Here is a 21,709-nt window from a genome sequence, read left to right as displayed (position 1 = left end):
TATGCTTTATGACCTGATCATTCGCGACGCGCTGGTGATCGACGGCAGCGATGTTCCCGGTTTCCGCTCCGATGTAGCGATTCACGAGGGTCGCATCCTGCGCGTCGGCGACCTTGATGGCGCGAAGGCAAAAGAAGAAATCAACGCTGCGGGCCGGGTCCTGGCACCGGGCTTTATCGATGTGCACACCCATGACGACACGGTAGTGATTCGCTATCCCGACATGCTGCCCAAGATCAGCCAGGGGGTCACGACCGTGATCGTCGGCAACTGCGGCATCAGCGCCTCGCCGGTGGCTCTGGCCGGTGATCCGCCCGATCCAATGAACCTGTTGGGCAGCGCTGCCGCGTTCGTTTACCCGCGTTTCAGCGATTATCGCAATGCCGTGGATGAAGCACGTCCAGCGGTCAACGTTGCCGCGCTGATTGGCCATACCGCGTTGCGCAGTAATCACATGGATGATCTGCAACGCACCGCCAGCCCGGAAGAAATCAGCGCCATGCGCGAACAGTTGCGCGACAGCCTTGAAGCGGGTGCGCTCGGTCTGTCTACCGGGCTGGCTTATGCTTCCGCGTTCTCGGCAGAAACCACCGAGGTCAAGCAACTGGCCGAAGAATTGACTGCGTTTGGCGCGGTGTACACCACCCACTTGCGTAGCGAGTTCGAGCCGGTGCTGGAGGCCATGGATGAAGCGTTCGACATCGGCCGCCACGCCAAATCGCCGGTGGTCATTTCCCACATGAAATGCGCAGGCGCCGGTAACTGGGGCCGCAGCCCGCAGTTGCTCGCCTCGTTGGAACAGGCCGCGAAAACTCATCCGGTGGGCTGCGACTGTTATCCCTACGCCGCCAGTTCATCGACCCTGGATCTCAAGCAGGTGACTGATGCGTTCCGAATCACCATCACCTGGTCAACACCGCACCCGGATCAAAGCGGCCGTGACCTGAAAGACATCGCCGCTGACTGGCAGCTGTCGCTGCTGGACACCGCACGCAAGCTGCAACCCGCAGGTGCGGTGTATTACGGCATGGATGAGAAAGATGTCGAGCGAATCATGAGTCATCCGCTGTCGATGATCGGTTCTGACGGACTGCCGGAGGACCCGTTTCCGCACCCACGACTGTGGGGTGCATTTCCCCGTGTGCTCGGTCATTTCAGCCGCGATCTGGGTCTGTTCCCGCTGCATACTGCGGTGCACAAGATGACCGGGTTATCGGCAGCGCGCTTTGCCTTGCATGAGCGCGGCCTGATTCGTGAAGGCTATTGGGCGGACCTGGTGTTGTTCAACCCGCAGACCGTGCGCGACGTCGCCGACTTCAAAGACCCGCAACGCGCTGCCGAAGGGATCGACGGGGTGTGGGTCAATGGGCAATTGAGTTACGCAGACGGCAAGGCGCAGGGTGAGCGACAAGGGAGGTTTTTACCGAGGAGTGGGTCGTTGGTGGGTGGGTTTGCGAGATCCTCCACCTGACCGCAGTTCAGCCCTATCAAAAATGTATAACTTTCTGAATAAAAGAGATTCTCTGTTGGAGCGAGGCTTGCCCGCGAAGAACGATAATGCGGTGCATCTGACCTGCCGGATCGACTGGTTCGCGGGCAAGCCTCGCTCCAACAGATCCTGTGTTTGCTGAAATATGTCGTTGCGTCAGTGAGTCGGGGCGGCCTGCTGAAGAGGCAGCGACCACTATAAAGCTCAACCCACCACAACACCCCGGCACTCGCCAAACCCGATCGATACCTGCCCTTCCCGCTGACAACGGGCGCGCAGAATCACCTCATCTCCATCTTCGAGAAAGCGCCTGACTTCACCTCCCGGCAGTTCGACGGTGTGCTTGCCGCCTTCAGTCATTTCCAGCAGGCTGCCGAATTGCCCCGGCTGCGGGCCAGACAAGGTGCCGGTGCCGAGCAGGTCGCCCGGTTGCAGTTTGCAGCCGTTGACGCTGTGGTGGGTAAGCATCTGCGCCACGGTCCAGTACATGTTCAGGGTGTTGCTGCGAGCGAGAACCTGCGCCGGTAAACCCTGTGCCTTCATCTGCCGGGTCAACAACAGCACCTCCAGCTCGATATCCAGCGCACCACCCTGCTGATCCGCTTCATCAAAAAGGTACGGCAACGGTTGCGGATCACCTTCGGGCCGCACAGGTTGCGGGCTGCGGAACGGCGCCAGCGCTTCGGCCGTGACCACCCAGGGAGAAAGGGTCGTGGCAAAACTTTTCGACAAAAACGGCCCCAGTGGCTGGTATTCCCAGGCTTGCAGATCGCGGGCCGACCAATCGTTGAGCAGGCACAACCCGGCGATATGCTGCTGCGCATCGGCAATGCTGATGGGCGCACCGTCCGGGTTGCCGGGGCCAACCCAGACGCCCATTTCCAGTTCGTAATCCAGCCGTTTACATGGGCCGAACTCCGGGACCTCCTGACCTGGCGGAAGCGTCTGGCCATGGGGGCGTCTGACCGGGCTGCCGGACACACACAGCGTCGAGGCGCGGCCGTGATAGGCAATCGGTACGTATTTGTAATTGGGCAGCAGCGGATTGTCCGGGCGGAACAGTTTGCCAACATTGGTCGCGTGATGGATGCCAACGTAGAAATCGGTGTAATCGCCAACACGAGCAGGCATATGCAACTGACATTCGCTCATGGGATGCAGGAGCAATTCGCTGGACGCTTGTAGACGCGCCCGCTGCGGGCTTTGTTCGTCCAGCAGATTCAGCAATTCACTGCGCAACGCTCGACGGGCTTGCGCCCCCAACGCAAAAAAATCATTCAACTGATCACGACTGGCAGCCTCTGCCGCCTCCCGTGCCGCGCCATTGAATAAGCCCGCTGCCAGGGCCGCTTGCAGATCGAAAATCGAATTCCCGATCGCCACGCCACCGCGCCTGGCTGAATTGCCACGACTAAAAACGCCCAGCGGCAGGTTCTGCAGCGGAAAGTCAGCATGGCCGTTGGCGGAAGTCACCCAACTGCGGCTGTGTGCAGGCGTATTCATTTTGGCATTTCCTTATTAAAAATCCTGGCCATGCCGGTCCAGCAGGCGTCGTAATCGCTTTGCAGTTGCGGGCATTGCAAGGCATGCAGGCTCGGGCGCAAGACTTTGCCGGTCTCGAACATGAAGGCCATGGTGTTATCGATCTTGTGTGGCTGCAATTGTGCGACGGTGGCTTTTTCAGCCGTCGCGTTATCCGGGCCGTGAGCGCTCATGCAGTTGTGCAAGGACGCGCCACCGGGCATAAAACCCTCAGCCTTGGCGTCGTAGGCACCTTCGATCAGGCCCATGAATTCATTCATCAGATTGCGATGAAACCACGGAGGCCGGAAGGTGTTTTCGGCCACCATCCAGCGCGGCGGGAAAATCACGAAATCAATGTTGGCCTGGCCGTGCACAGCGCTTGGAGAAGTCAGGACGGTAAAAATCGACGGATCAGGATGGTCGTAACTTACGGTGCCGATGGTGTTGAAACGACGCAGATCGTATTTGTACGGCACGTTATTGCCATGCCAGCCCACCACGTCGAAGGGCGAGTGGTCCAGCTGCGTGCTCCACAATTCGCCGAGGAATTTCTGCACCAGCGTGACCGGTTCATCGCGCTCTTCAAACCAGGCGACAGGCGCGAGGAAATCACGAGGGTTGGCCAGCCCGTTGCTGCCAATCGGCCCCAGTTCCGGTAAACGCAACGCGCAACCATGGTTTTCACACACATAACCTCGGGCCGCTGCGTCCAGTAACTGCACGCTGAAGCGCATGCCGCGGGGAACCACGGCGATTTCTTGGGGCCCGATATCAAGTAATCCCAACTCGGTGACAAGGCGCAAACGGCCCAGTTGCGGCACGATCAGCCATTCACCGTCGGCATTGAAAAAAGCTCGCTGCATGGAGGCGGTGGCGCAGTAGTTGTAAAGCGTCACGCCTTCAGTCTGATCTGCGGGGTGGGTGCTGGCCATGACGTGCAGGCCATCGATGAAGTCTGTTGGCTCGGACGGTAATTCAAAGGCATTCCAGCGCAGGCGATTGGGCGTGATGGGGCCCATCTGCTGGCCGATGATCTGTCGGTCCAGCCGCTGATAGCGTGGATGGGCAGCGGAGGGTTTGATGCGATAGAGCCAGGTGCGCCGGGCTTCTGCGCGGGGCACAGTGAATGCGGTGCCTGACAGCAATTCCGCGTACAGACCCAAGGCGTGCTTCTGCGGTGAGTTCTGCCCCACCGGCAGTGCGCCAGGTAGCGCTTCACTGTTGAACTGGTTACCGAATCCGGATTGGTAGATCAGCGGCTCGGGAGACTGATGAGTGAACATCGGAACCTCTTTTTGTTTTTATAAGTTATTGCGTTGTGTCCATGACGCCGAATGACCTGTAGGAGCTGCCGAAGGCTGCGATGACGGTGTGTCAGGATAAATGTTTCGCAGCCTTCGGCAGCTCCTACAGGGAATGCATTTCAATTCCTCAAATTGCATTTTTTTGTCAGGGGCAGCACGAGCAAAATTACATTTAACAGAAAACGATTACGCATAACGTAATTTGAGTTCGGGAGCCGGTCAAGCTATAAAGCAGCCTTCTCAGACTGGCGTAACACCCGAAATGACCACGGAAACCGAAACCCCCGCAGGCGGGCGTCAGCAAAAGGTTCAGGCCGCAGAAGTCGGCATGGGCATTCTCAAAGCGCTGGCTGAACTGGCGCCGTCCACCTCGCTGTCAAAACTCGCCGAACATGTGTCGATGCCTGCCAGCAAGGTGCACCGTTATCTGCAGGCGCTGATTGCCAGTGGTTTCGCCGAACAGGATACGGTCACCAACCATTACGCACTGGGTCGTGAGGCGCTGTCTGTGGGCCTGGCTGCGGTGGGTCATCTGGATGTACTGAAAATCACCGCGCCGCACTTGGCCACGTTGCGCGACGATCTGAATGAAACCTGCTTTCTGGCCGTGTGGGGCAACAAGGGGCCGACAGTGGTTTACGTCGAGCCTTCAAGCGGTGCGGTGACGCTGGTCACTCAGGTCGGCTCGGTGCTGCCGTTACTTGGTTCGTCTACCGGGCTGGTGTTTGACAGTTTCCTCACGAACAGCGAAACCGCCGGGCTGCGAGATCAGGAGTCAGCTCATTTGAACGCTGCACAACTGCGAGAGATCGAACAACACCTCAGTGATATCCGCAGCAGCGGTGTGCACCAGATTCGCGGGTTGTTGATGGCGGGGGTGAATGCGGTGTCCTCACCGATATTCAGCGTTGGCAACAAGCTTGCCGGGGTGATCACCATGGTGGGATCGGCATCAGTTTTCACCGATGAGCGCCAGGCCGAAGCAGCCCAGCGGCTAAGGGCTACGGCGCGGGTGATCAGCGCTCGAATGGGTGGGGATGTGGCGCTGTTCGGTGGTTGATACAGGGTTTTATCTGGATTGGGTTTTAACTGGGAGAGCGGTGGTTGCCTTGGATTGGGTTCGCAAATCATCGCGGGCAAGCCTCGCTCCCACAGGGCCGCATTTCAACTAATGCGTTCTCCCCGTGAGAGCTGAGCTTGCTCGCGATGGCTTGGTAACCCAATCTCAAGCAAGCAAAGCTTTCACAGTTAAAACGCATTCCAGTTCTGCTTCTGAGCTAACCTTACTCCACCGCCAAAACCCCACGCTTGATCTGATCGCGCTCGATCGACTCGAACAGCGCCTTGAAGTTACCCTCGCCGAACCCGTCATCGCCCTTGCGCTGGATGAACTCGAAGAACACCGGGCCCATCAGGGTTTCGGAGAATATCTGCAGCAGTAAACGCCGCTCGCCACCATCAGAAGAACCATCCAGCAAAATGCCACGGCTTTTCAGTTCAGCCTCTGGCTCGCCATGATTGGGCAGGCGGCCTTCGAGCATTTCGTAGTAGGTTTCCGGCGGTGCGGTCATGAAGCGCATGCCGATGGCTTTCAGCGCATCCCAGCTTTTGATCAGGTCGTCGGTGAAGAACGCCACGTGCTGGATGCCCTCCCCGTTGAACTTCATCAGAAACTCTTCGATCTGCCCTGCCCCTTTCGACGACTCTTCGTTCAACGGAATGCGGATCATGCCGTCCGGCGCAGTCATGGCCTTGGAGGTCAGGCCGGTGTATTCACCCTTGATGTCGAAGTAGCGAATCTCACGGAAGTTGAACAGCTTCTCGTAGAAATTCGCCCAATACGCCATGCGCCCGCGATAGACGTTATGGGTCAGGTGATCGATAAACTTCAGACCTGCGCCTACCGGGTGACGATCCACACCTTCGATGAAGTTGAAATCGATGTCATAGATCGAAGTGCCTTCGCCAAAGCGGTCGATCAGGTACAGCGGCGCACCGCCAATGCCTTTGATCGCTGGCAGGCGCAGTTCCATTGGCCCGGTGGCGATTTCCACCGGCTGAGCGCCAAGGTCAAGCGCACGCTGGTAGGCAAGATGAGAGTCCTTGACGCGAAACGCCATGCCGCACACCGACGGCCCGTGCTCGGCGGCAAAGTAAGAGGCCGGGCTGTTGGGTTCATTGTTGAGGATGATGTTGATGTCGCCCTGGCGATACAGCACCACATCTTTGGAGCGATGCACCGCTACCTTGGTGAAGCCCATGATCTGAAACACAGGTTCAAGGGTATTGGGCGTCGGCGAAGCGAACTCGATGAACTCAAAGCCCATCAGGCCCATTGGGTTTTCATATAAATCGGCGTGTAAATCAGCCATGGTCTGGCTCCTTGCTGGAAAGTGAATTAGCGTTTTTTCAACGTCACTTTCCAGCGGGCGGCGCGCAGGGGATGCCGCGCACGCTACGCGCCAGGAAATCACCAAAGATCAGTTGCAGGCCAAGAATTTTCATAAAGGACAGACTACTCCGGCTTGTCCGGTTGCGCATCGGGATGCGCCGCCTGAAATGCCCAATGGTCCAGTGCAAGCTTTTCAACCCGCAGGATGCGTGGGTACGGCGTCAGATCGACGTTAAAGCGTCGGGCGGCGTAGATTTGCGGCAGCAGATACACATCGGCAACGCTTGGGCGTTCCTTCTCAAAACAGTATCCCTGCTCGCCAATCATCCGCTCCACTGCCGCGAGACCTTCACTGACCCAGTGGCCGATCCAGTGACTGACCTCGTGTTCGCTAAGCCCCAGCGCGCGCAAGTGGTTCTGTACCGACACGTTGTGCAGTGGATGAATATCACAGGCGATCAGCGACGCAACCGCCCGCTGCCGAGCACGCAGCTCGATATCCGAAGACAGCAACGGGCGCTCCGGATACCGCTCTTCGAGGTATTCGATGATCGCTGTAGATTGAGTGATGACGACGCTATGGTCAGTGCGCAATGCAGGCACGCGACCTTGCGGGTTTATCGCCCGGTATTCAGGTTTGCGATGCTCACCGCCATCGTGCATCAGGTTGACCGGGATCGCGGTGTAATTCAGACCTTTCAACGCCAACGCAATTCGCACCCGGTAACTGGATGTCGAACGGTAATAGGTGAACAGATCCAGCGGCTGAGTCATTTTTATTATTCTTCGTAATCGCTTTACGTAATGCGTAAATTGCGGGATTACCCCGCAGCTGTCAATCGCGCCTCAGACTAAAGGCCGAGTCGAAACCATGGACAGATCGGCCCGGAACCCTTAATGATGCAAGCTGCCTGATGTCCCAAGACTGCCCTATAAAAACAACACAGGGTCACGAAGCATCATGAACATCCTCTACGACGAACGCGTCGATGGCGTGCTGCCGGTTGTCGACAAGCAACAATTGCTGGCTGAGCTGCAACGCCAGTTGCCGGACCTGGACATCCTCCATCGTCCTGAAGAACTTCGCCCGTACGAGTGCGACGGGTTATCGGCATATCGCACCACGCCCATGCTGGTGGCCCTGCCCCGGCACCTTGAAGAAGTGCAGACCCTGCTGAAAATCTGTCACCAGCGCCACGTCCCCGTGGTCGCTCGCGGCGCGGGTACGGGTTTGTCAGGTGGCGCGCTGCCGCTGGAAAAAGGCTTGCTGCTGGTCATGGCGCGCTTCAATAAAATCCTCGAAATTGATCCCGCCGCACGCCTCGCCCGAGTACAGCCGGGCGTGCGTAATCTGGCGATTTCCCAGGCAGCTGCCCCTCACGAGCTGTATTACGCGCCGGACCCGTCGTCGCAAATTGCCTGCTCTATCGGCGGCAACGTCGCGGAAAACGCGGGCGGTGTGCACTGCCTGAAATACGGCCTGACCGTGCACAACCTGCTCAAGGTGGAAATACTCACCGTCGAGGGCGAACAGCTGACACTGGGTTCCGATGCACTGGACTCACCGGGTTTTGACCTGCTCGCGCTGTTCACCGGTTCGGAAGGCATGCTCGGCATCATTACCGAAGTCACGGTCAAGCTGCTGCCCAAACCTCAGGTGGCGAAAGTGCTGCTGGCAGCGTTCGATTCCGTGGAAAAAGCCGGGCGCGCCGTGGCTGACATCATTGCTGCGGGGATTATTCCCGGTGGCCTGGAGATGATGGACAACCTGGCAATTCGTGCCGCTGAAGACTTCATTCATGCCGGTTATCCAGTGGACGCCGAAGCGATTCTGCTCTGTGAACTGGACGGGGTTGAGGCCGACGTGCATGACGACTGCGAACGGGTTCGCGAGGTGCTGACCAAGGCCGGTGCGACGGAACTGCGTCAGGCCAAAGATGAAGCCGAGCGCGTGCGCTTCTGGGCCGGTCGCAAGAATGCCTTCCCGGCAGTCGGCCGACTGTCGCCGGATTATTACTGCATGGACGGCACCATCCCGCGTCGGGAGTTGCCCGGCGTGCTGCAGGGTATTTCGGCCTTGTCCGAGGAGTACGGCCTGCGAGTCGCCAACGTATTCCATGCCGGTGACGGCAACATGCATCCGTTGATCCTGTTTGATGCCAACCAGCCCGGCGAACTGGAGCGTGCAGAGGCGCTGGGCGGCAAGATTCTAGAGCTCTGCGTGAAAGTCGGCGGCAGCATCACCGGCGAGCACGGGGTGGGTCGCGAGAAGATCAATCAGATGTGTGCCCAGTTCAACAGCGACGAGCTGACCTTGTTTCATGCCGTGAAAGCCGCGTTCGATCCCGGCGGCATGCTCAACCCCGGCAAGAACATCCCGACCCTGCACCGCTGTGCTGAATTCGGTGCGATGCATGTGCACATGGGCAAGCTGCCCTTCCCTGAACTGGAGCGCTTCTGATGATTGCCGATCCGCTTCTTCAGCACCCGGACAACGACGCCGGCGCCGCCCTGCTGGAGCAGGTCAATCAGGCCCTGCAAACGGCGACACCGCTGCGAATCCAGGGTGGAAACAGCAAAGCATTTCTCGGACGCGAAGTGGCCGGGGAAATACTTGATACGCGAGCACACAGCGGCATCGTCAGCTACGACCCTACCGAACTTGTGATCACTGCCCGCGCCGGAACGCCCCTGCAAGAACTGTGTGCAGCGCTGGATGCTGCCGGACAAATGCTGCCTTGCGAGCCGCCACATTTTGGCGAGGCCACTGTCGGCGGCATGGTCGCGTCCGGGCTGTCCGGGCCACGCCGTCCCTGGTCCGGATCGGTACGGGATTTTGTGCTGGGTACCCGGGTAATCACCGGCCTGGGCAAACATTTGCGCTTTGGCGGCGAGGTCATGAAGAACGTCGCCGGTTACGACCTGTCGCGCCTGATGGCGGGCAGTTTCGGGTGCCTGGGTGTACTGACCGAAGTCTCTTTGAAGGTCCTGCCCAAACCACGCTTGTGCAGCAGCATCGCACTGGAAATGGACAGTGCTCGCGCCTTGGCACGCCTGGCGGAATGGGGTCAGCAGCCTCTACCCATCAGCGCCGCCAGTTTTGAAAGTGGCGTGTTGCGCCTGCGTCTGGAAGGCGGTGAAGGCTCGGTGGCGGCCGCCCATGAGCGGCTGGGCGGCGAACGCATCGACCCAAGCTATTGGCATGAACTGAACGAACATCAACTGGATTTTTTCTCCAGCGGTTTACCGTTGTGGCGCCTGTCACTGCCCAACAATACCGGCGTATTGGATGTGCCCGGCGAACAATTGATCGATTGGGCCGGAGCCCAACGCTGGCTGAAATCCGATGCCGACGGTGCAGTCATTCGCGCCACGGCCAGCGCCGCTGGCGGTCATGCCATCTGCTACAGCCATGGCTTGCAAGACAGCCCGTTCCAGCCGCTGTCCGCGCCCCTGTTGCGCTACCACCGCCAGCTCAAGGCCCAACTCGATCCCCACGGAGTGTTCAATCCGGGGCGGATGTACGCGGAGATCTGATCATGCAGACCACCCTGAGCGACCACGCTCGACAACTGCCCCGCGCCGAAGAAGCCGAAAGCATTCTGCGCAGCTGTGTGCACTGCGGATTTTGCAACGCGACCTGCCCTACTTATCAACTGCTCGGTGATGAACTGGACGGCCCTCGCGGGCGTATCTATCTGATCAAGCAGGTGCTGGAAGGCAACGAAGTCACCGAAAAAACCCAATTGCATCTGGACCGTTGCCTGTCGTGCAGGAACTGCGAAACCACCTGCCCGTCCGGCGTCGACTACCACAATCTGCTGGACATCGGCCGCGCCGTGGTAGACGCCGCTGTGCCCCGCTCACTGGGACAGCGTGCTCTGCGCGAAGGCCTGCGCAATGTGCTGCCCAACGCCGGGCTATTCAAATCGCTGACGCAATTGGGCACGACATTCCGGCCCCTGTTGCCGGACAGCTTGAAGGCAAAACTGCCGACCCACATTGTTCAGCCTAAAGCCCGTCCAGCCGAACGGCACGCGCACAAAGTGCTGATGCTTGAAGGCTGCGTGCAACCCGGTTTGTCACCCAATACCAACGCCGCCACGGCGCGGGTGCTGGATCGCCTGGGGATCAGCGTCACACCGATCGCTCAGGCCGGCTGCTGTGGTGCGCTGGACTATCATCTGGATGCTCAGGCCGCCGGCCTGGATCGCGCCCGGCACAACATCGACGCCTGGTGGCCAGCCATCGAAAACGGCGCGCAGGCCATCGTTCAGACCGCCAGCGGTTGTGGCGCTTTCATCAAGGATTACGGGCATCTGCTCAGCGGCGATCCGGCATATGCCGCCAAAGCGCAGCGGGTCAGCGCGTTAGCCAAAGATCTGGTTGAGGTAATGCGCGATGCGCCGCTGGATAACCTCGGCATTCGCAGCGATCTGCGCCTGGCCTTTCACTGCCCCTGCACCTTGCAACATGCGCAGAAACTCGGCGGTGCGGTGGAAAGTGTATTGTTGCGCCTGGGCTTCAATCTGACCGCAGTGCCCGACAGCCATCTATGCTGTGGCTCGGCAGGTACTTACTCGATCACGCAACCGGTGCTGTCCCGCCAGCTGCGCGACAACAAAATGAACGCGCTGGAAAGCGGCAAACCGGACGTGATCGCCACCGCGAACATCGGTTGCCAGACGCATCTGTCCGGAGCAGGTCGAACCCCGGTGCGGCACTGGATCGAACTGGTTGACGACGCTTTGCAGCCCATTGTTTAACAGCCCCTTAACAACAACTCGTGGAGTATTCGATGAAAACCAAAGCTGTGTTGACCCAGACCGAAGTGACTCACATTCTTGCCGCAGCTCGCCAGGACGCCATCAGCAACAACTGGCCGGTGTCCATCGCAGTGGTTGATGACGGCGGCCATCTGCTGGGGTTCGAGCGTCTCGACGGCGCTTCGCCCATCAGCAGCTACATCGGCATCGAAAAGGCTCGCACCGCTGCTTTAGGCCGGCGTGAATCGAAAAGCTACGAAGACTCGGTCAACGGCGGGCGCACCGCGTTCCTTTCCGCGCCATTACTCACCTCGCTGGAGGGCGGCGTGCCGGTGATCGTCGATGGCGAGGTAATTGGTGCAGTCGGTGTATCGGGTGTTCAGGCCGCGCAGGACGCGCAAGTGGCAAAAGCGGGTGTTGCGGCGGTGAATGCGGGGTAAGCCCGCATTCCAGCGCCGTACACTCGTAGGACTGGCTTTAGCCGGGAGGACCATATTCCAGCGCGTACAAGTGCAGCGAATGTGCGGGCCCTCTCCCGGCTAAAGCCGGTCCTACGGGATGGGGGGGGTACCCATACAAAAACGGCGGCCCATTGGCCGCCGTTTTGTATGTGACCGATTTAAAAATCGACAGTGCCCGAGAACTTGATGGTGCGTGGCTCGCCTTGGGCCAGGTAGCCGTTGTAAGAGGACGCCCAGTAGTCTTTGTTGGCGACGTTTTCAACGTTGGCGCGAAGAGTGATGTCTTTCTCCGACACGTTGAATTTGTAACGTGCCCCCAGATCAAAACGGTTCCAGGTCGGAATCGTCAGGTTGTTGGTCGCATCGACATACTGACCACCGGTACGCAACATACGGGCATTCACGGCCGCACCTTCAATGCCCGGGATATCCCAGTCAGCGCTGGCATTGAACTGGAACGTCGGAACGCCCACTGCGTTATTGCCGTCATTGGTACCGTTCTGGGTATTTTTCAGTTCGGTGTCCATCAGCGTCAAACCCGCAATCAGACGGAGACCAGCAACGGGCTCACCGAAGATATTGGTCTCGACGCCACGATTGATCTGTTTGCCGTCGACGACAAAAGTGTTTCCTTGCAGATAACCATCGGCGACTTTCTCGATTCGGTATACACCGAGGCTTGCACCGTAGGTGCCCATGTCGACTTTGACACCTGCTTCCAGCTGCTTGGAGCGGGCGGGTGCAAAAGTTGCGTCATTGTTGGTGGCTGTTGCCGGAGGACTATCGCCCTTAGCAAGACCTTCAATACGGTTAGCATAGAACGCGACATGCTCCCAAGGCTTGATCACGATCCCGTATATCGGAGTGGTAATGGCTTCATCGTAGATTGCATTGCGTCCACCCGAGTCATAGTCATAACCCTGCACGCGTAGTTGTTGTCGACGCAAACCGGCGGTCAACAATAAACGATCGTCAAAAAAGCCCAGAGTGTCGGAGATAGCAACGCTGCGGTTGCGTGTTTTACCCGTAATACCTGGGTCATTAACGTCCCCGCCCACCAATGCGCCTCCGGCAGGTTGCGGAGATGAGACGGGATTGTAGATATTGGTGGTGTAGCTGCCGCCAAAATCAAAAGCGTTGCGCTGCTCTGCCCAGATCCCCGCCAATCCCAGATTGACCTTATGGCTGATGGAGCCAGTCTGCAGCTTGCCATTAATGCCGGCCATAGCGGAGACGTTGTCTTCGTCATGGGGAATAAACGAACTGCCGATAGACACATTACCGAAGTTATCGCTCAGAACCGGCGTGCCGTAAGTTCCAACTTCCCGAGTATGCTTGGCCCCACCAGCGGCATAGAGGGTCCAGTTGTCGTTGAGATCGTACTCACCGCGCAACATGCCGAAAGTATCTTCAGTCTCTGTGGAATACCAGGACGGCGAATAGTTTGTGTCTGCGTCTGGAGCATCAGGTATCTGTGTTACCCCACCTCCGATGCGAACGGTGTTACGCCCTTGGTTGACGCGCTGCTTCTGATAAGCAAAATCACCGGACACGCGAAGATCATCACCACGATAATCCAGCCCTACCGCAAACAGTTTGCTGCGGTGTTTCTCATCTTCGATCCCGGTCTCACCTTCTCGTTGAGCCAGGTTCAAGCGGGCACCAAAGCGATTGTCTTCGCCAAAACGCTGACCAAGATCAAGATGCTCGCCGATCCGGCCATCCGTACTGATATCTGTGGTAAAGCGACGCGTCGGAGTGTCTTGAGCACGCTTGGGCTGCAGATTGACGCCGCCGCCGATACCGGAACCGGTTGGGGTCACACCATTGATGAATGCATTCGGGCCTTTGAACAGCTCTACGCGCTCCAAAGCATCGGTAGAAATAATCTGGCGAGGCAAGACGCCGTATAGACCGTTGTAGGAAATATCATCAGCGTTGAGCGGTAGACCACGGATCACAAACACCTGGGCAGAGTTACCAAACCCAAACGACTGCCGCACAGACGAGTCATTAGCCAATACATCACCAATGTCTTCAGCCTGCTGATCTTCGATCAATTGCTCGGTGTAGCTGCTCATGGTGAACGGCACATCCATGATGTCAGCATTGCCCAGCACACCCAACTGACCGCCCCGGGCTACCTGACCGCCCGCATAAACTGGCGGAAGAGCGTGCTCGTCAGTCTTTTGCGCATTGATATCCGTTTCCCCCAATACGACCGTGCCTGACTGCGTCGTCGTGGCTTCGGCAGCCAGTAAAGGGAAGCTGAGCGAACAGCAGAGAGCAAGCAAGGTTAAGCGGTAGGGAACCTGCTGAGGGGCGAAAGTGCGCATGATGTGTCCTGAGGGCTTGGGTATGGATGGCATCCGGGTCCTACCTGGAAGTGGCCGCCATCGTATGGATGCGAAATGCTACCAGTTGTGACTGCGAATGTTTATCACTCTCGTGACTATTTGTGAAAAAAATGTCAATCGAAGGGTTTTGCCTCAAAAACCAACGGATTCAGTCAAGCGCCGAAACATCTTTCGCGGCTAAAGCGGCTTCTACGGTGTAAGCTCGTGGGCTGTTGGTTTAACCCCACGAGAGGCTTATGCGGTCCAACTTCCGTCGTTCTACCCTTGCCGCGTTACGCGGGTTTACCCTGCCTGGCGATGCAATCACGATTCTGCCTTCTGCTGCCGATTACCGTCGTTGCCTGCTGGAAAAGATCGCTACGGCGACCCGGCGGATCTATGTGATCGCCTTGTATTTGCAGCAGGATGAAGCCGGTCAGGAAATCCTCGATGCGCTGTATGCCGCCAAAGCTGCGAGGCCGGAACTGGACGTGGTTGTGCTGGTGGACTGGTTCAGGGCCCAGCGTGGCCTGATCGGTGCCGGACGGCAGTTGGGTAATGCGGCCTGGTATCAGGCGCAACATCTGGAGTACGACCAGGAAGTGCCGGTGTATGGCGTTCCAGTGCAGACCCGTGAGCTGTTCGGCGTACTGCATCTGAAAGGCAGCGTGATCGATGACTGCGTGATCTACAGCGGCGCCAGCATCAACAATGTCTACCTGCACAAGCTCGACAAGTATCGTCTGGATCGTTATCACGTTCTGAGCAGCAAAGAGCTGGCAGACTCATTCCAGGACATGGTGCAGCGCGAGATTCTGCCGTCGCACGCGGTGCATCGTCTGGACCTGCCGTCGCCGCCGACGTCCCGCAGCTTGCGCAGTGAGATTCGCACTTTCCGTAATCACCTCAAACGCGCCACTTACGACACCCATCAGGGCGAGCGTGAGAACGGCGAGTTGCGAGTGATTCCGCTGCTGGGTGTTGGTCCGCGTAATGCCCTGAACCGCACGATTGTCGAGTTGATTGCCGCAGCCAAAACCCGCCTGACTATTTGCACGCCGTATTTCAACGTGCCGCTTTCCATCAAGCGTGAAATCAATCGCGCACTCAAGCGTGGCGTGACGGTGGACATCATTATCGGCGACAAGACCGCCAACGACTTTTTCATTCCGGCCGATGAGCCGTTTAAAGTCATTTCCGCCCTGCCCTATCTCTACGAGATCAGCCTGCGACGGTTTGCCCAGAAGCACCAGAACGCTATCGCTCGTCACAAGCTGAATCTGCATCTGTGGAAGGACGGCGATAACACGTTCCACCTCAAAGGCATGTGGATCGATGATCGTTATACCTTGCTGACGGGCAATAACTTAAACCCGCGTGCGTTCAATCTGGACCTGGAAAACGGTCTGCTGATCGACGATCCCAAAGGTCAGTGGATCGCCCCTCGGGAAGCTGAAGTCGAGCATTTGATGCGTAATACCCAGCGCGTCGGCAAGTACGATGAACTGGATACCCTTAACGATTATCCGGATGCCGTGCGCACCTTTCTGCGGCGGGTGAGCAGGGTTCGTGCCGAGCGTTTGCTCTATCGCATCCTCTGACGGACAAGGGACCAGCGCGTGAACAAGAAAACCGGCGTCAGGGCGCAACAGGCCGACCAGACTCGCGCCCGCATCCTCAAGGCGGCGATCAAGGTGTTCACGCGTGATGGCTATTCCGGTGGGCGGATCGAGCAGATTTCCAGCGAGGCCGAGTCCAATGACCGGATGCTTTATTACTACTTCGGCAGCAAGGAAAAGCTCTTCGTGCGGGTGCTGGAACACACCTACGAGCAGTTCAACCATGCTGAAAGCCTGCTGAAACTGGACGCGTCTACACCCGAGCAGACCTTGCGCGAACTGGTGGCGTTTGTCTGGGGTTACTACGTCGAGCATCCGGAATTCGTCGCAATCCTGAGCATCGAAAACCTGCACAAGGGCAAGCACGCCAAACAGTCCAGCGAGTTACGCAGGCTGTCCGGTGAAGCGGTCGATGTGCTGCGGCCGATCATCGAAGCGGGTCAGCAGCAAGGCGTGTTTCGCAAGGATCTGGATATCAAACACGTTTATCTGATGATCGCCTCGCTTTGTTATTTCTATAACTCCAACCAGCACACCCTGACCTCATTCCTCGGCCATGACCTGGCGCAGCCGAGCGAGCAAGCTGACTGGCTGCGTTTCATCAGTGATCTGGTAGTGCGTGGCGTGCAACGCCCGTAGGACCGGCTTTAGCCGGGAGAGCGGTGTTATTGACGAAGCAGATGCAGCGAACATACGGCCCCCTCCCGGCTAAAGCCGGTCCTACGAAGCGAACGGTACCTTGGGCTGTAAATCAATGCGTCCCCGGATTCGCCCTCAAGTGCGCGACTTTCTCCGGCAGGCCCTGCCACTGCGCTTCGTTCGGCGCAAAACGATTGCGCAGGTAGGCGGTCAGGTCGCTGATCTGTGTGTCGGACAAGCTGTCCTTGAACCCAGGCATATAACCCAGATCCGGCGTTGCTGGCGTGGGGATGCCTTGCAGGATGACCTTGATCAGGTTATCCGGCAGCGCACTGTGCACGTTGGTGTTGCTGCCCAGTGAAGGGCTGACGCCGAACAGTGTCGGGCCGCCTCCATCCGCATGACACCCCTGGCATGAGCCCTCGAAAATCCGTCTGCCATTGCCTAACGCCAACTGCGAAACGCTCGGCTGCGCAACCGCTTCCGGAGCCGGAGCCTCTTGCGCCACACCGTCCAGCGACGTCAGGTACACCGCCATGGCGCGGATATCAGCCTTGGGCAGTTTCGACAACTCACTGACAACAGGACCCATTGGTCCGGTGGCGACCCCGTGAGCATCGGAATAACCACTGCTCAAATAATTGAACAACTGGTCTTCAGTCCATGGCGTCGGCGCTTTCGACAGGCCATTCAATGCTGGCGCTTCCCAGCCATCGACCATGCCGCCCGCCAGGAACGAAGCTCCGCCCTTCTCTGCCCCTAACGCATTGCGCGGCGAATGACAGGCCGCGCAATGTCCCAGGCCGTTGACCAGATACGCGCCGCGATTCCATTGCGCGCTTTGCTGCGGTTGCACCTGGATTTCGCCCTTGCGCAAGAACAATGCGTTCCAGCCCGCCATCAACGGGCGCAGGTTGAACGGGAACTGCATGTCATTGGCCCTGGCCGGTTGGCTGACCGGCTCCTGGGCCATCAGGTAGGCATACAGCGCCTGCATGTCGGCGTCGTTGATATTACGAAAAGCGGTGTAGGGAAATGCTGGATACAGATGCTTGCCATCACGACTGATGCCCTCGCGCATGGCGCGCTCGAACGCCGGATACGACCAGTTGCCAATGCCGGTCTTCGGGTCTGGAGTGATGTTGCTGCTGTACAGCGTGCCGAACGGCGTATCCATCGCCAGACCACCGGCATTGGTCGCGCCACCCGGTGCGGTGTGACAAACGGCGCAGTCGCCCACGGCTGCCAGCAAACGCCCACGCTCCAGGGTTGCCGCTGACCAGGTGCCTGCTGCAGGCGGCGTGATCGGGGCGATTTCCGCGCGCCAGGGCAAAGCAGTTGCCGCGACACCGAGAATCGCGCCGAACGCCGCGAACAATGAACCGAATAACCATTTCGAGCGTTTGGCTTTTGGCGATTGCGGCGGATTGCTGTTGGCCTCCTCCCCCGCGCCCTTGATCGCTGCCAGGACCCGCTCGGCGGTGATCGGCAATTCACGAAAGCGAATCCCGGTAGCGTCGTAGATCGCATTGGCAATAGCCGCCGCACTGGGCACGGCAGCCGACTCCCCGGCCCCCAGAGGAGGCTCGCTCTGGCGCGGCATCATCAGCACATCGACTTTCGGCACCTGCGGGAATGTCAGGATCGGATAGCCGCCCCACTCCTTGCTGCTCACGGTGGACTCTTCGAAAGTCACCTGCTCCTTGAGCACCCGGCTGGTGGACTGAATCACGTTGCCGTGAATCTGGTGCTGGACGCCTGCCGGGTTGATCATCATGCCCGCGTCATGGCCGATGACCACGCGGGTTACCGAAACATCGCCGGTCAGCTTGTCCACCGCCACATCCGCGACCCAGGCGGCCCATGCCGCGCCAAAGCCGGGGAACTTGCTGTGAATGTAACGCGCGTAAGCGAAGCCACGGCCCCGCAATACGTTGTCCTGCTCCGGGGTCTGCATCGGCTCGGTACGCGGCGTCCATTCGGCGCGCGCGGCCGTGGCCCGGACCAGTTCGGCGGCGCGTTCGTCATGCAGGTAACGCAGGCGATATTCCACCGGATCGACCCCGGCAGCGAACGCCAACTCATCGATATAGGACTCGTGGGCGAAGGTATTGGGCAATGCCGACACGCCGCGCATCCACGAGGCCCGGACGATGGGCGACATGTCATTGATGGTGACCCGCATGTGCTCGAAATCATACGGCGGGATCGAGGTGCGGTCGCCCATCTCGAACATCGCTGCCACCGGTTCAACCCGCCCGGTGAGTAACAGCGCCAGGGTTGGCGCTCCGTTGGACGGGTAACTGCTGGCAAAGTCGTAACCGGCGACGCTGCCATCAGCGTTGACGCCGCCATCGACTTCCATCAACTGCGCGGTGCCTTTGGGCTCCCAGACATGCTCCTGCTCGCGGGTCAGTTGCACCCGCACCGGCAAGCCCACCGCCCGAGAGAGCAATACGGCATCGGCGCACACATCATCGGCGCAGTTACGCCCGTAGCAACCGGCTGCTTCCATGCGGATGATTTCGATGCGTTCTTCCGGACACTCCAGCAGCCAGGCCAGATCAGCGCGCAGCAAATGCGGGTTCTGAGTACCGGACCAGACCCGAATACCTTCCTCGTGATAATCCGCCAGGCCGCAGGATGGGCCGATGGAGCCATGAATCTGATAAGGCCACAGGTAAGTGCGCGGCATGCGCTGGCTGGCCTGATCAAGGGCAGTTTCAATGTCGCCCTTGTCCAGCACCACGCGCTGCACGCTGGGGTTATCACGAATCGCCTGGGCAACGTCGCTCATGTCCGGCAATTTGTGGTTCCAGGCCTTCCAGGTGACTTTCAGTGCCTGCGCCGCCTTGGCTGCCTGCTCTTCGCGCAAGGCCACCACGCCGACGAAATCGCGAATCACCACCACGCGAACAATGCCCGGAATGTGCGCAATGGAAGACTCATCGACTTCCAGCAGGCTGTTGCCGACGAAGTCGCCGCTGTCGAGCCCGGCGTAAGGCGGACGCACGACCCGGCCGTGGAGCATGTCAGGCAATCGCATGTCATGCACGTAGGTCAGTTCGCCAGTGGCTTTGGCGGGAATATCCACCCGGGCGGCGTCTTTGCCGACGATTCGGTAGTCCTCGACCGGCTTGAGCGGCGCAGTACCGGTGATGCTCAGCTCGACATGCTCACCCGCCACCAGCTCGGCAAAGCTCAGCTGACGGCCATCAGCCGCGATGATGACTCCCGCATTGATGACCAGCGTCTCAAGCGCCACCTCCATGCGCTCAGCGGCGCGCTGTAGCAGAAAACGCCGGGCCTCGGCAGCGGCGTTGCGCAGTGGAATAGCGGATATCTGCAACGTGGCGCTGGCAATGGTCGCCCCTTGATTGGGCGCGCTGGCGGTGTCGCCGAGAATCATGCTGACCTGACCCGGTTCAACATCCAGCTCCTCGGCAACGATCTGTGCCAGCGAGGTGCGTATCCCGGTGCCCAAATCCACGTGCCCGTTGAACGCGTAGACCTGACCCTCATCAGTGATGGCGATGAACAGCGCCAGCTCCATGGGCTTGACGACTGGCACGCCACCTTTGGCGACAGGACCGGACGGCGGCTGGATGTTATCGACGATCAGCAGAACGCCGGTCTTGCTCATGAGTTGATCGCGAGTCAGCAAGGTCTGGGTCATGACAACGTCCGTTCAGACTTCTGGCGGGCGGCACGCAGCACCGCACGGAGGATTTCAATGTGGGTGCCGCAACGGCAGAGGTTTGCAGACAGCTCGTTACGAATCTGTGCTTCGCTGGGGTTGGGGATGCGATCAAGCAGGGCTTTGGCGGTCATGATCATGCCGTTCATGCAATAGCCGCATTGCGCGGCCTGCTCATCAATGAACGCCTGTTGCACCGGATGCGGACACTCGCGACTGCCGATGCCTTCCAGCGTGGTGATCTCCCGACCTTGAGCGCCACTCACCGGAAACACGCATGAGCGCGCTGCGAGACCATCGATGATCACCGTACAAGCACCGCACTCGCCAAGGCCGCAGCCATATTTGGGGCCGTTGAGGTGCAGGTCATTGCGTAACACCAGTAACAACGGCGTATCGGCCATGGCCGTGACCTCAGCGGTCTGCCCATTGACCTTGAGCGTCATGGTCTTTTCCAGCGCCAGCGCTTGCTCACTCATGCCTGCTCCGTTACCCCGAGACCACCCAGGGTATTTGATGAAGTGTTTACTTCATGAAATGAGAGCAGGAAGCGTGCCAGTGACGAGACAGAATGATTCCTGCAGGAGATCGCCCTGTGTGCCTGACGCAGCGCTGACGCGAGCAAGCAGATAAATCCGTAGGACCGGCTTTAGCCGGGAGGACATTATTTCTGGCGAAGAATACTCAGCGAATGTCCCTGCCCCCTCCCGGCTAAAGCCGGTCCTACGGTTACGCGTTAGCCAGGACGTTTACGGTTGACCGAAAGATGTCCGGGAACACGGTCATCAGCAATTATTCCTCCCCATCCCCAATCATCTTGCGCAGCAGAAACAGCACCGCCACGCGCTCTGCGGGGTTGAGGTTGCTCATGGTCAGCTCGGTGATTTGCGCGGCGTGAGGCACGGTTTCCTGGACCAGTTGCCGACCACTGTCGGACAGGCCAACGATGACCTTGCGACGGTCCTCGGGATCGGGCTGCAGGGTAATCAGATCACGCGCTTTCAGGCGCTCGACGATCCCGCGAATCGTGGCCTGATCCACCGCCGTCGCCTTGACCAGTTCAGTCAGGGAACTGGGACCGCGATCACGCACGGCGCACAGGGTGACAAACTGCACAGCGGTTAGCTGGGAGTCGCCGACGTTCTGCTGAAAAATAGCCATATGCCGCTGATAGGCCTTGCGCAGCAAGTGGCCGACCTGTTCGGAGAAGGTGTAATTGTTCTGGGTGTCTGGTGTTGGATCGGGCACGGCATGGCTCGGGGCAGGAGGAAAAGAGGGTTACGTTAACCTGTGGACGCGGAATTAGAAAATCTTAGAGAGTGCAGGCTCATGTGGGAGCGAGGCTTGCCCGCGATGAGGGCCACACGGTCTCATGACAAACCTCAGTGTCCTTATCGCGGGCAAGCCTGTTCTGGTCAAGTTTTTCCGGACACCGATTACGGTGATCAAGCCGCCTGCTGCTCCATAGCTATTGGCGACAAG

At 58.9% G+C, this 21,709-nt stretch carries 16 protein-coding genes; 8 read left to right on the top strand and 8 right to left on the bottom strand.

Annotation, left to right across the window (positions count from 1 at the left end; genetic code table 11):
• The first annotated feature begins 1 nt into the window (after position 1).
• Positions 2 to 1,471 (top strand): N-acyl-D-amino-acid deacylase family protein, encoded by a 1,470-nt coding sequence (locus AO242_RS19655; RefSeq protein ID WP_099270039.1) that lies wholly within the window; start codon positions 2 to 4, stop codon positions 1,469 to 1,471.
• Between the two features lie 222 nt (positions 1,472 to 1,693).
• On the opposite strand, the gene fahA is transcribed toward AO242_RS19655, so the two are convergent.
• Both fahA and hmgA read right to left on the bottom strand, forming a co-directional pair.
• On the bottom strand, positions 1,694 to 2,992 hold the full coding sequence (fahA, locus tag AO242_RS19650; protein WP_099270038.1) for a fumarylacetoacetase: 1,299 nt from the start codon (positions 2,990 to 2,992) through the stop codon (positions 1,694 to 1,696).
• Positions 2,989 to 4,296, bottom strand: a complete 1,308-nt coding sequence (gene hmgA / locus AO242_RS19645; RefSeq protein WP_099270037.1) for a homogentisate 1,2-dioxygenase — start codon at positions 4,294 to 4,296, stop codon at positions 2,989 to 2,991. Before hmgA ends, fahA begins: the two co-directional genes overlap by 4 nt.
• Before the next feature lie 283 nt (positions 4,297 to 4,579).
• On the opposite strand from hmgA, the gene AO242_RS19640 reads away from it, so the two are divergent.
• Positions 4,580 to 5,377 (top strand): IclR family transcriptional regulator, encoded by a 798-nt coding sequence (locus AO242_RS19640; RefSeq protein WP_099270036.1) that lies wholly within the window; start codon positions 4,580 to 4,582, stop codon positions 5,375 to 5,377.
• A 223-nt stretch (positions 5,378 to 5,600) separates the two neighbouring features.
• On the opposite strand, the gene hppD is transcribed toward AO242_RS19640, so the two are convergent.
• Together hppD and maiA are read right to left on the bottom strand one after the other, a co-directional pair.
• A complete protein-coding gene (hppD, locus tag AO242_RS19635) occupies positions 5,601 to 6,689 on the bottom strand; it encodes a 4-hydroxyphenylpyruvate dioxygenase (RefSeq protein WP_087266222.1) in 1,089 nt (362 codons plus the stop codon).
• Between the two features lie 143 nt (positions 6,690 to 6,832).
• Positions 6,833 to 7,471: a maleylacetoacetate isomerase gene (maiA, locus tag AO242_RS19630; protein ID WP_099270045.1), complete on the bottom strand. Its 639-nt coding sequence runs from the start codon at positions 7,469 to 7,471 to the stop codon at positions 6,833 to 6,835.
• Between the two features lie 199 nt (positions 7,472 to 7,670).
• Between maiA and glcD the strand changes: the two genes are divergently transcribed.
• From glcD to AO242_RS19610, 4 genes are read left to right on the top strand one after another with little or no spacing between them, the layout of a single operon-like run.
• Positions 7,671 to 9,170: a glycolate oxidase subunit GlcD gene (gene glcD / locus AO242_RS19625; RefSeq protein WP_099270035.1), complete on the top strand. Its 1,500-nt coding sequence runs from the start codon at positions 7,671 to 7,673 to the stop codon at positions 9,168 to 9,170.
• Positions 9,170 to 10,246 carry a glycolate oxidase subunit GlcE gene (glcE, locus tag AO242_RS19620; RefSeq protein WP_099270034.1) on the top strand — a complete coding sequence of 359 codons (1,077 nt, stop codon included), beginning with the start codon at positions 9,170 to 9,172 and terminating at the stop codon, positions 10,244 to 10,246. The genes glcD and glcE overlap by 1 nt, the downstream gene beginning before the upstream one ends.
• Positions 10,247 to 10,248: 2 nt before the next feature.
• Positions 10,249 to 11,475, top strand: coding sequence for a glycolate oxidase subunit GlcF (gene glcF / locus AO242_RS19615; protein ID WP_099270033.1), 1,227 nt, complete (start codon positions 10,249 to 10,251; stop codon positions 11,473 to 11,475).
• A 32-nt stretch (positions 11,476 to 11,507) separates the two neighbouring features.
• A complete protein-coding gene (locus AO242_RS19610; RefSeq protein WP_099270032.1) occupies positions 11,508 to 11,915 on the top strand; it encodes a heme-binding protein in 408 nt (135 codons plus the stop codon).
• A gap of 179 nt (positions 11,916 to 12,094) precedes the next feature.
• Here AO242_RS19610 and AO242_RS19605 read toward each other — a convergent pair whose 3' ends face one another.
• Entirely contained in the window at positions 12,095 to 14,272 is a 2,178-nt protein-coding gene (locus AO242_RS19605; protein ID WP_099270031.1) for a TonB-dependent receptor, read from the bottom strand.
• 257 nt (positions 14,273 to 14,529) lie between these two features.
• On the opposite strand from AO242_RS19605, the gene pssA reads away from it, so the two are divergent.
• Together pssA and AO242_RS19595 are read left to right on the top strand one after the other, a co-directional pair.
• Positions 14,530 to 15,873, top strand: coding sequence for a CDP-diacylglycerol--serine O-phosphatidyltransferase (gene pssA, locus AO242_RS19600; RefSeq protein ID WP_099270030.1), 1,344 nt, complete (start codon positions 14,530 to 14,532; stop codon positions 15,871 to 15,873).
• A gap of 18 nt (positions 15,874 to 15,891) precedes the next feature.
• Positions 15,892 to 16,530 (top strand): TetR/AcrR family transcriptional regulator, encoded by a 639-nt coding sequence (locus AO242_RS19595; RefSeq protein ID WP_099270029.1) that lies wholly within the window; start codon positions 15,892 to 15,894, stop codon positions 16,528 to 16,530.
• 112 nt (positions 16,531 to 16,642) lie between these two features.
• Here the strand turns inward: AO242_RS19595 and AO242_RS19590 are convergent, their stop codons facing one another.
• The 3 genes from AO242_RS19590 to AO242_RS19580 form a co-directional block, all read right to left on the bottom strand.
• Positions 16,643 to 20,206: a molybdopterin cofactor-binding domain-containing protein gene (locus AO242_RS19590; RefSeq protein ID WP_099270028.1), complete on the bottom strand. Its 3,564-nt coding sequence runs from the start codon at positions 20,204 to 20,206 to the stop codon at positions 16,643 to 16,645.
• Positions 20,203 to 20,706 carry a (2Fe-2S)-binding protein gene (locus tag AO242_RS19585; RefSeq protein WP_099270027.1) on the bottom strand — a complete coding sequence of 168 codons (504 nt, stop codon included), beginning with the start codon at positions 20,704 to 20,706 and terminating at the stop codon, positions 20,203 to 20,205. Before AO242_RS19585 ends, AO242_RS19590 begins: the two co-directional genes overlap by 4 nt.
• Positions 20,707 to 21,019: 313 nt before the next feature.
• On the bottom strand, positions 21,020 to 21,475 hold the full coding sequence (locus AO242_RS19580) for a MarR family winged helix-turn-helix transcriptional regulator (protein ID WP_231667537.1): 456 nt from the start codon (positions 21,473 to 21,475) through the stop codon (positions 21,020 to 21,022).
• Between the last annotated feature and the right edge of the window lie 234 nt (positions 21,476 to 21,709).

This window comes from Pseudomonas sp. ICMP 561 (assembly GCF_002699985.1).
GTDB classification, from domain to species: Bacteria; Pseudomonadota; Gammaproteobacteria; order Pseudomonadales; family Pseudomonadaceae; genus Aquipseudomonas; species Aquipseudomonas quasicaspiana.
This window is presented reverse-complemented; position numbering and strand designations above follow the sequence as displayed.

Excerpts from the sequence above, each read along its gene's own strand:
- hppD (WP_087266222.1), bottom strand. The coding sequence starts at position 6,689 with ATGGCTGATTTACACGCCGATTTATATGAAAACCCAATGGGCCTGATG.
- AO242_RS19640 (WP_099270036.1), top strand. The coding sequence starts at position 4,580 with ATGACCACGGAAACCGAAACCCCCGCAGGCGGGCGTCAGCAAAAGGTT.
- pssA (WP_099270030.1), top strand. The coding sequence starts at position 14,530 with ATGCGGTCCAACTTCCGTCGTTCTACCCTTGCCGCGTTACGCGGGTTT.
- AO242_RS19655 (WP_099270039.1), top strand. The coding sequence starts at position 2 with ATGCTTTATGACCTGATCATTCGCGACGCGCTGGTGATCGACGGCAGC.
- glcE (WP_099270034.1), top strand. The coding sequence starts at position 9,170 with ATGATTGCCGATCCGCTTCTTCAGCACCCGGACAACGACGCCGGCGCC.
- AO242_RS19605 (WP_099270031.1), bottom strand. The coding sequence starts at position 14,272 with ATGCGCACTTTCGCCCCTCAGCAGGTTCCCTACCGCTTAACCTTGCTT.
- AO242_RS19610 (WP_099270032.1), top strand. The coding sequence starts at position 11,508 with ATGAAAACCAAAGCTGTGTTGACCCAGACCGAAGTGACTCACATTCTT.
- fahA (WP_099270038.1), bottom strand. The coding sequence starts at position 2,992 with ATGAATACGCCTGCACACAGCCGCAGTTGGGTGACTTCCGCCAACGGC.
- AO242_RS19590 (WP_099270028.1), bottom strand. The coding sequence starts at position 20,206 with ATGACCCAGACCTTGCTGACTCGCGATCAACTCATGAGCAAGACCGGC.
- glcF (WP_099270033.1), top strand. The coding sequence starts at position 10,249 with ATGCAGACCACCCTGAGCGACCACGCTCGACAACTGCCCCGCGCCGAA.
- glcD (WP_099270035.1), top strand. The coding sequence starts at position 7,671 with ATGAACATCCTCTACGACGAACGCGTCGATGGCGTGCTGCCGGTTGTC.
- hmgA (WP_099270037.1), bottom strand. The coding sequence starts at position 4,296 with ATGTTCACTCATCAGTCTCCCGAGCCGCTGATCTACCAATCCGGATTC.
- AO242_RS19585 (WP_099270027.1), bottom strand. The coding sequence starts at position 20,706 with ATGAGTGAGCAAGCGCTGGCGCTGGAAAAGACCATGACGCTCAAGGTC.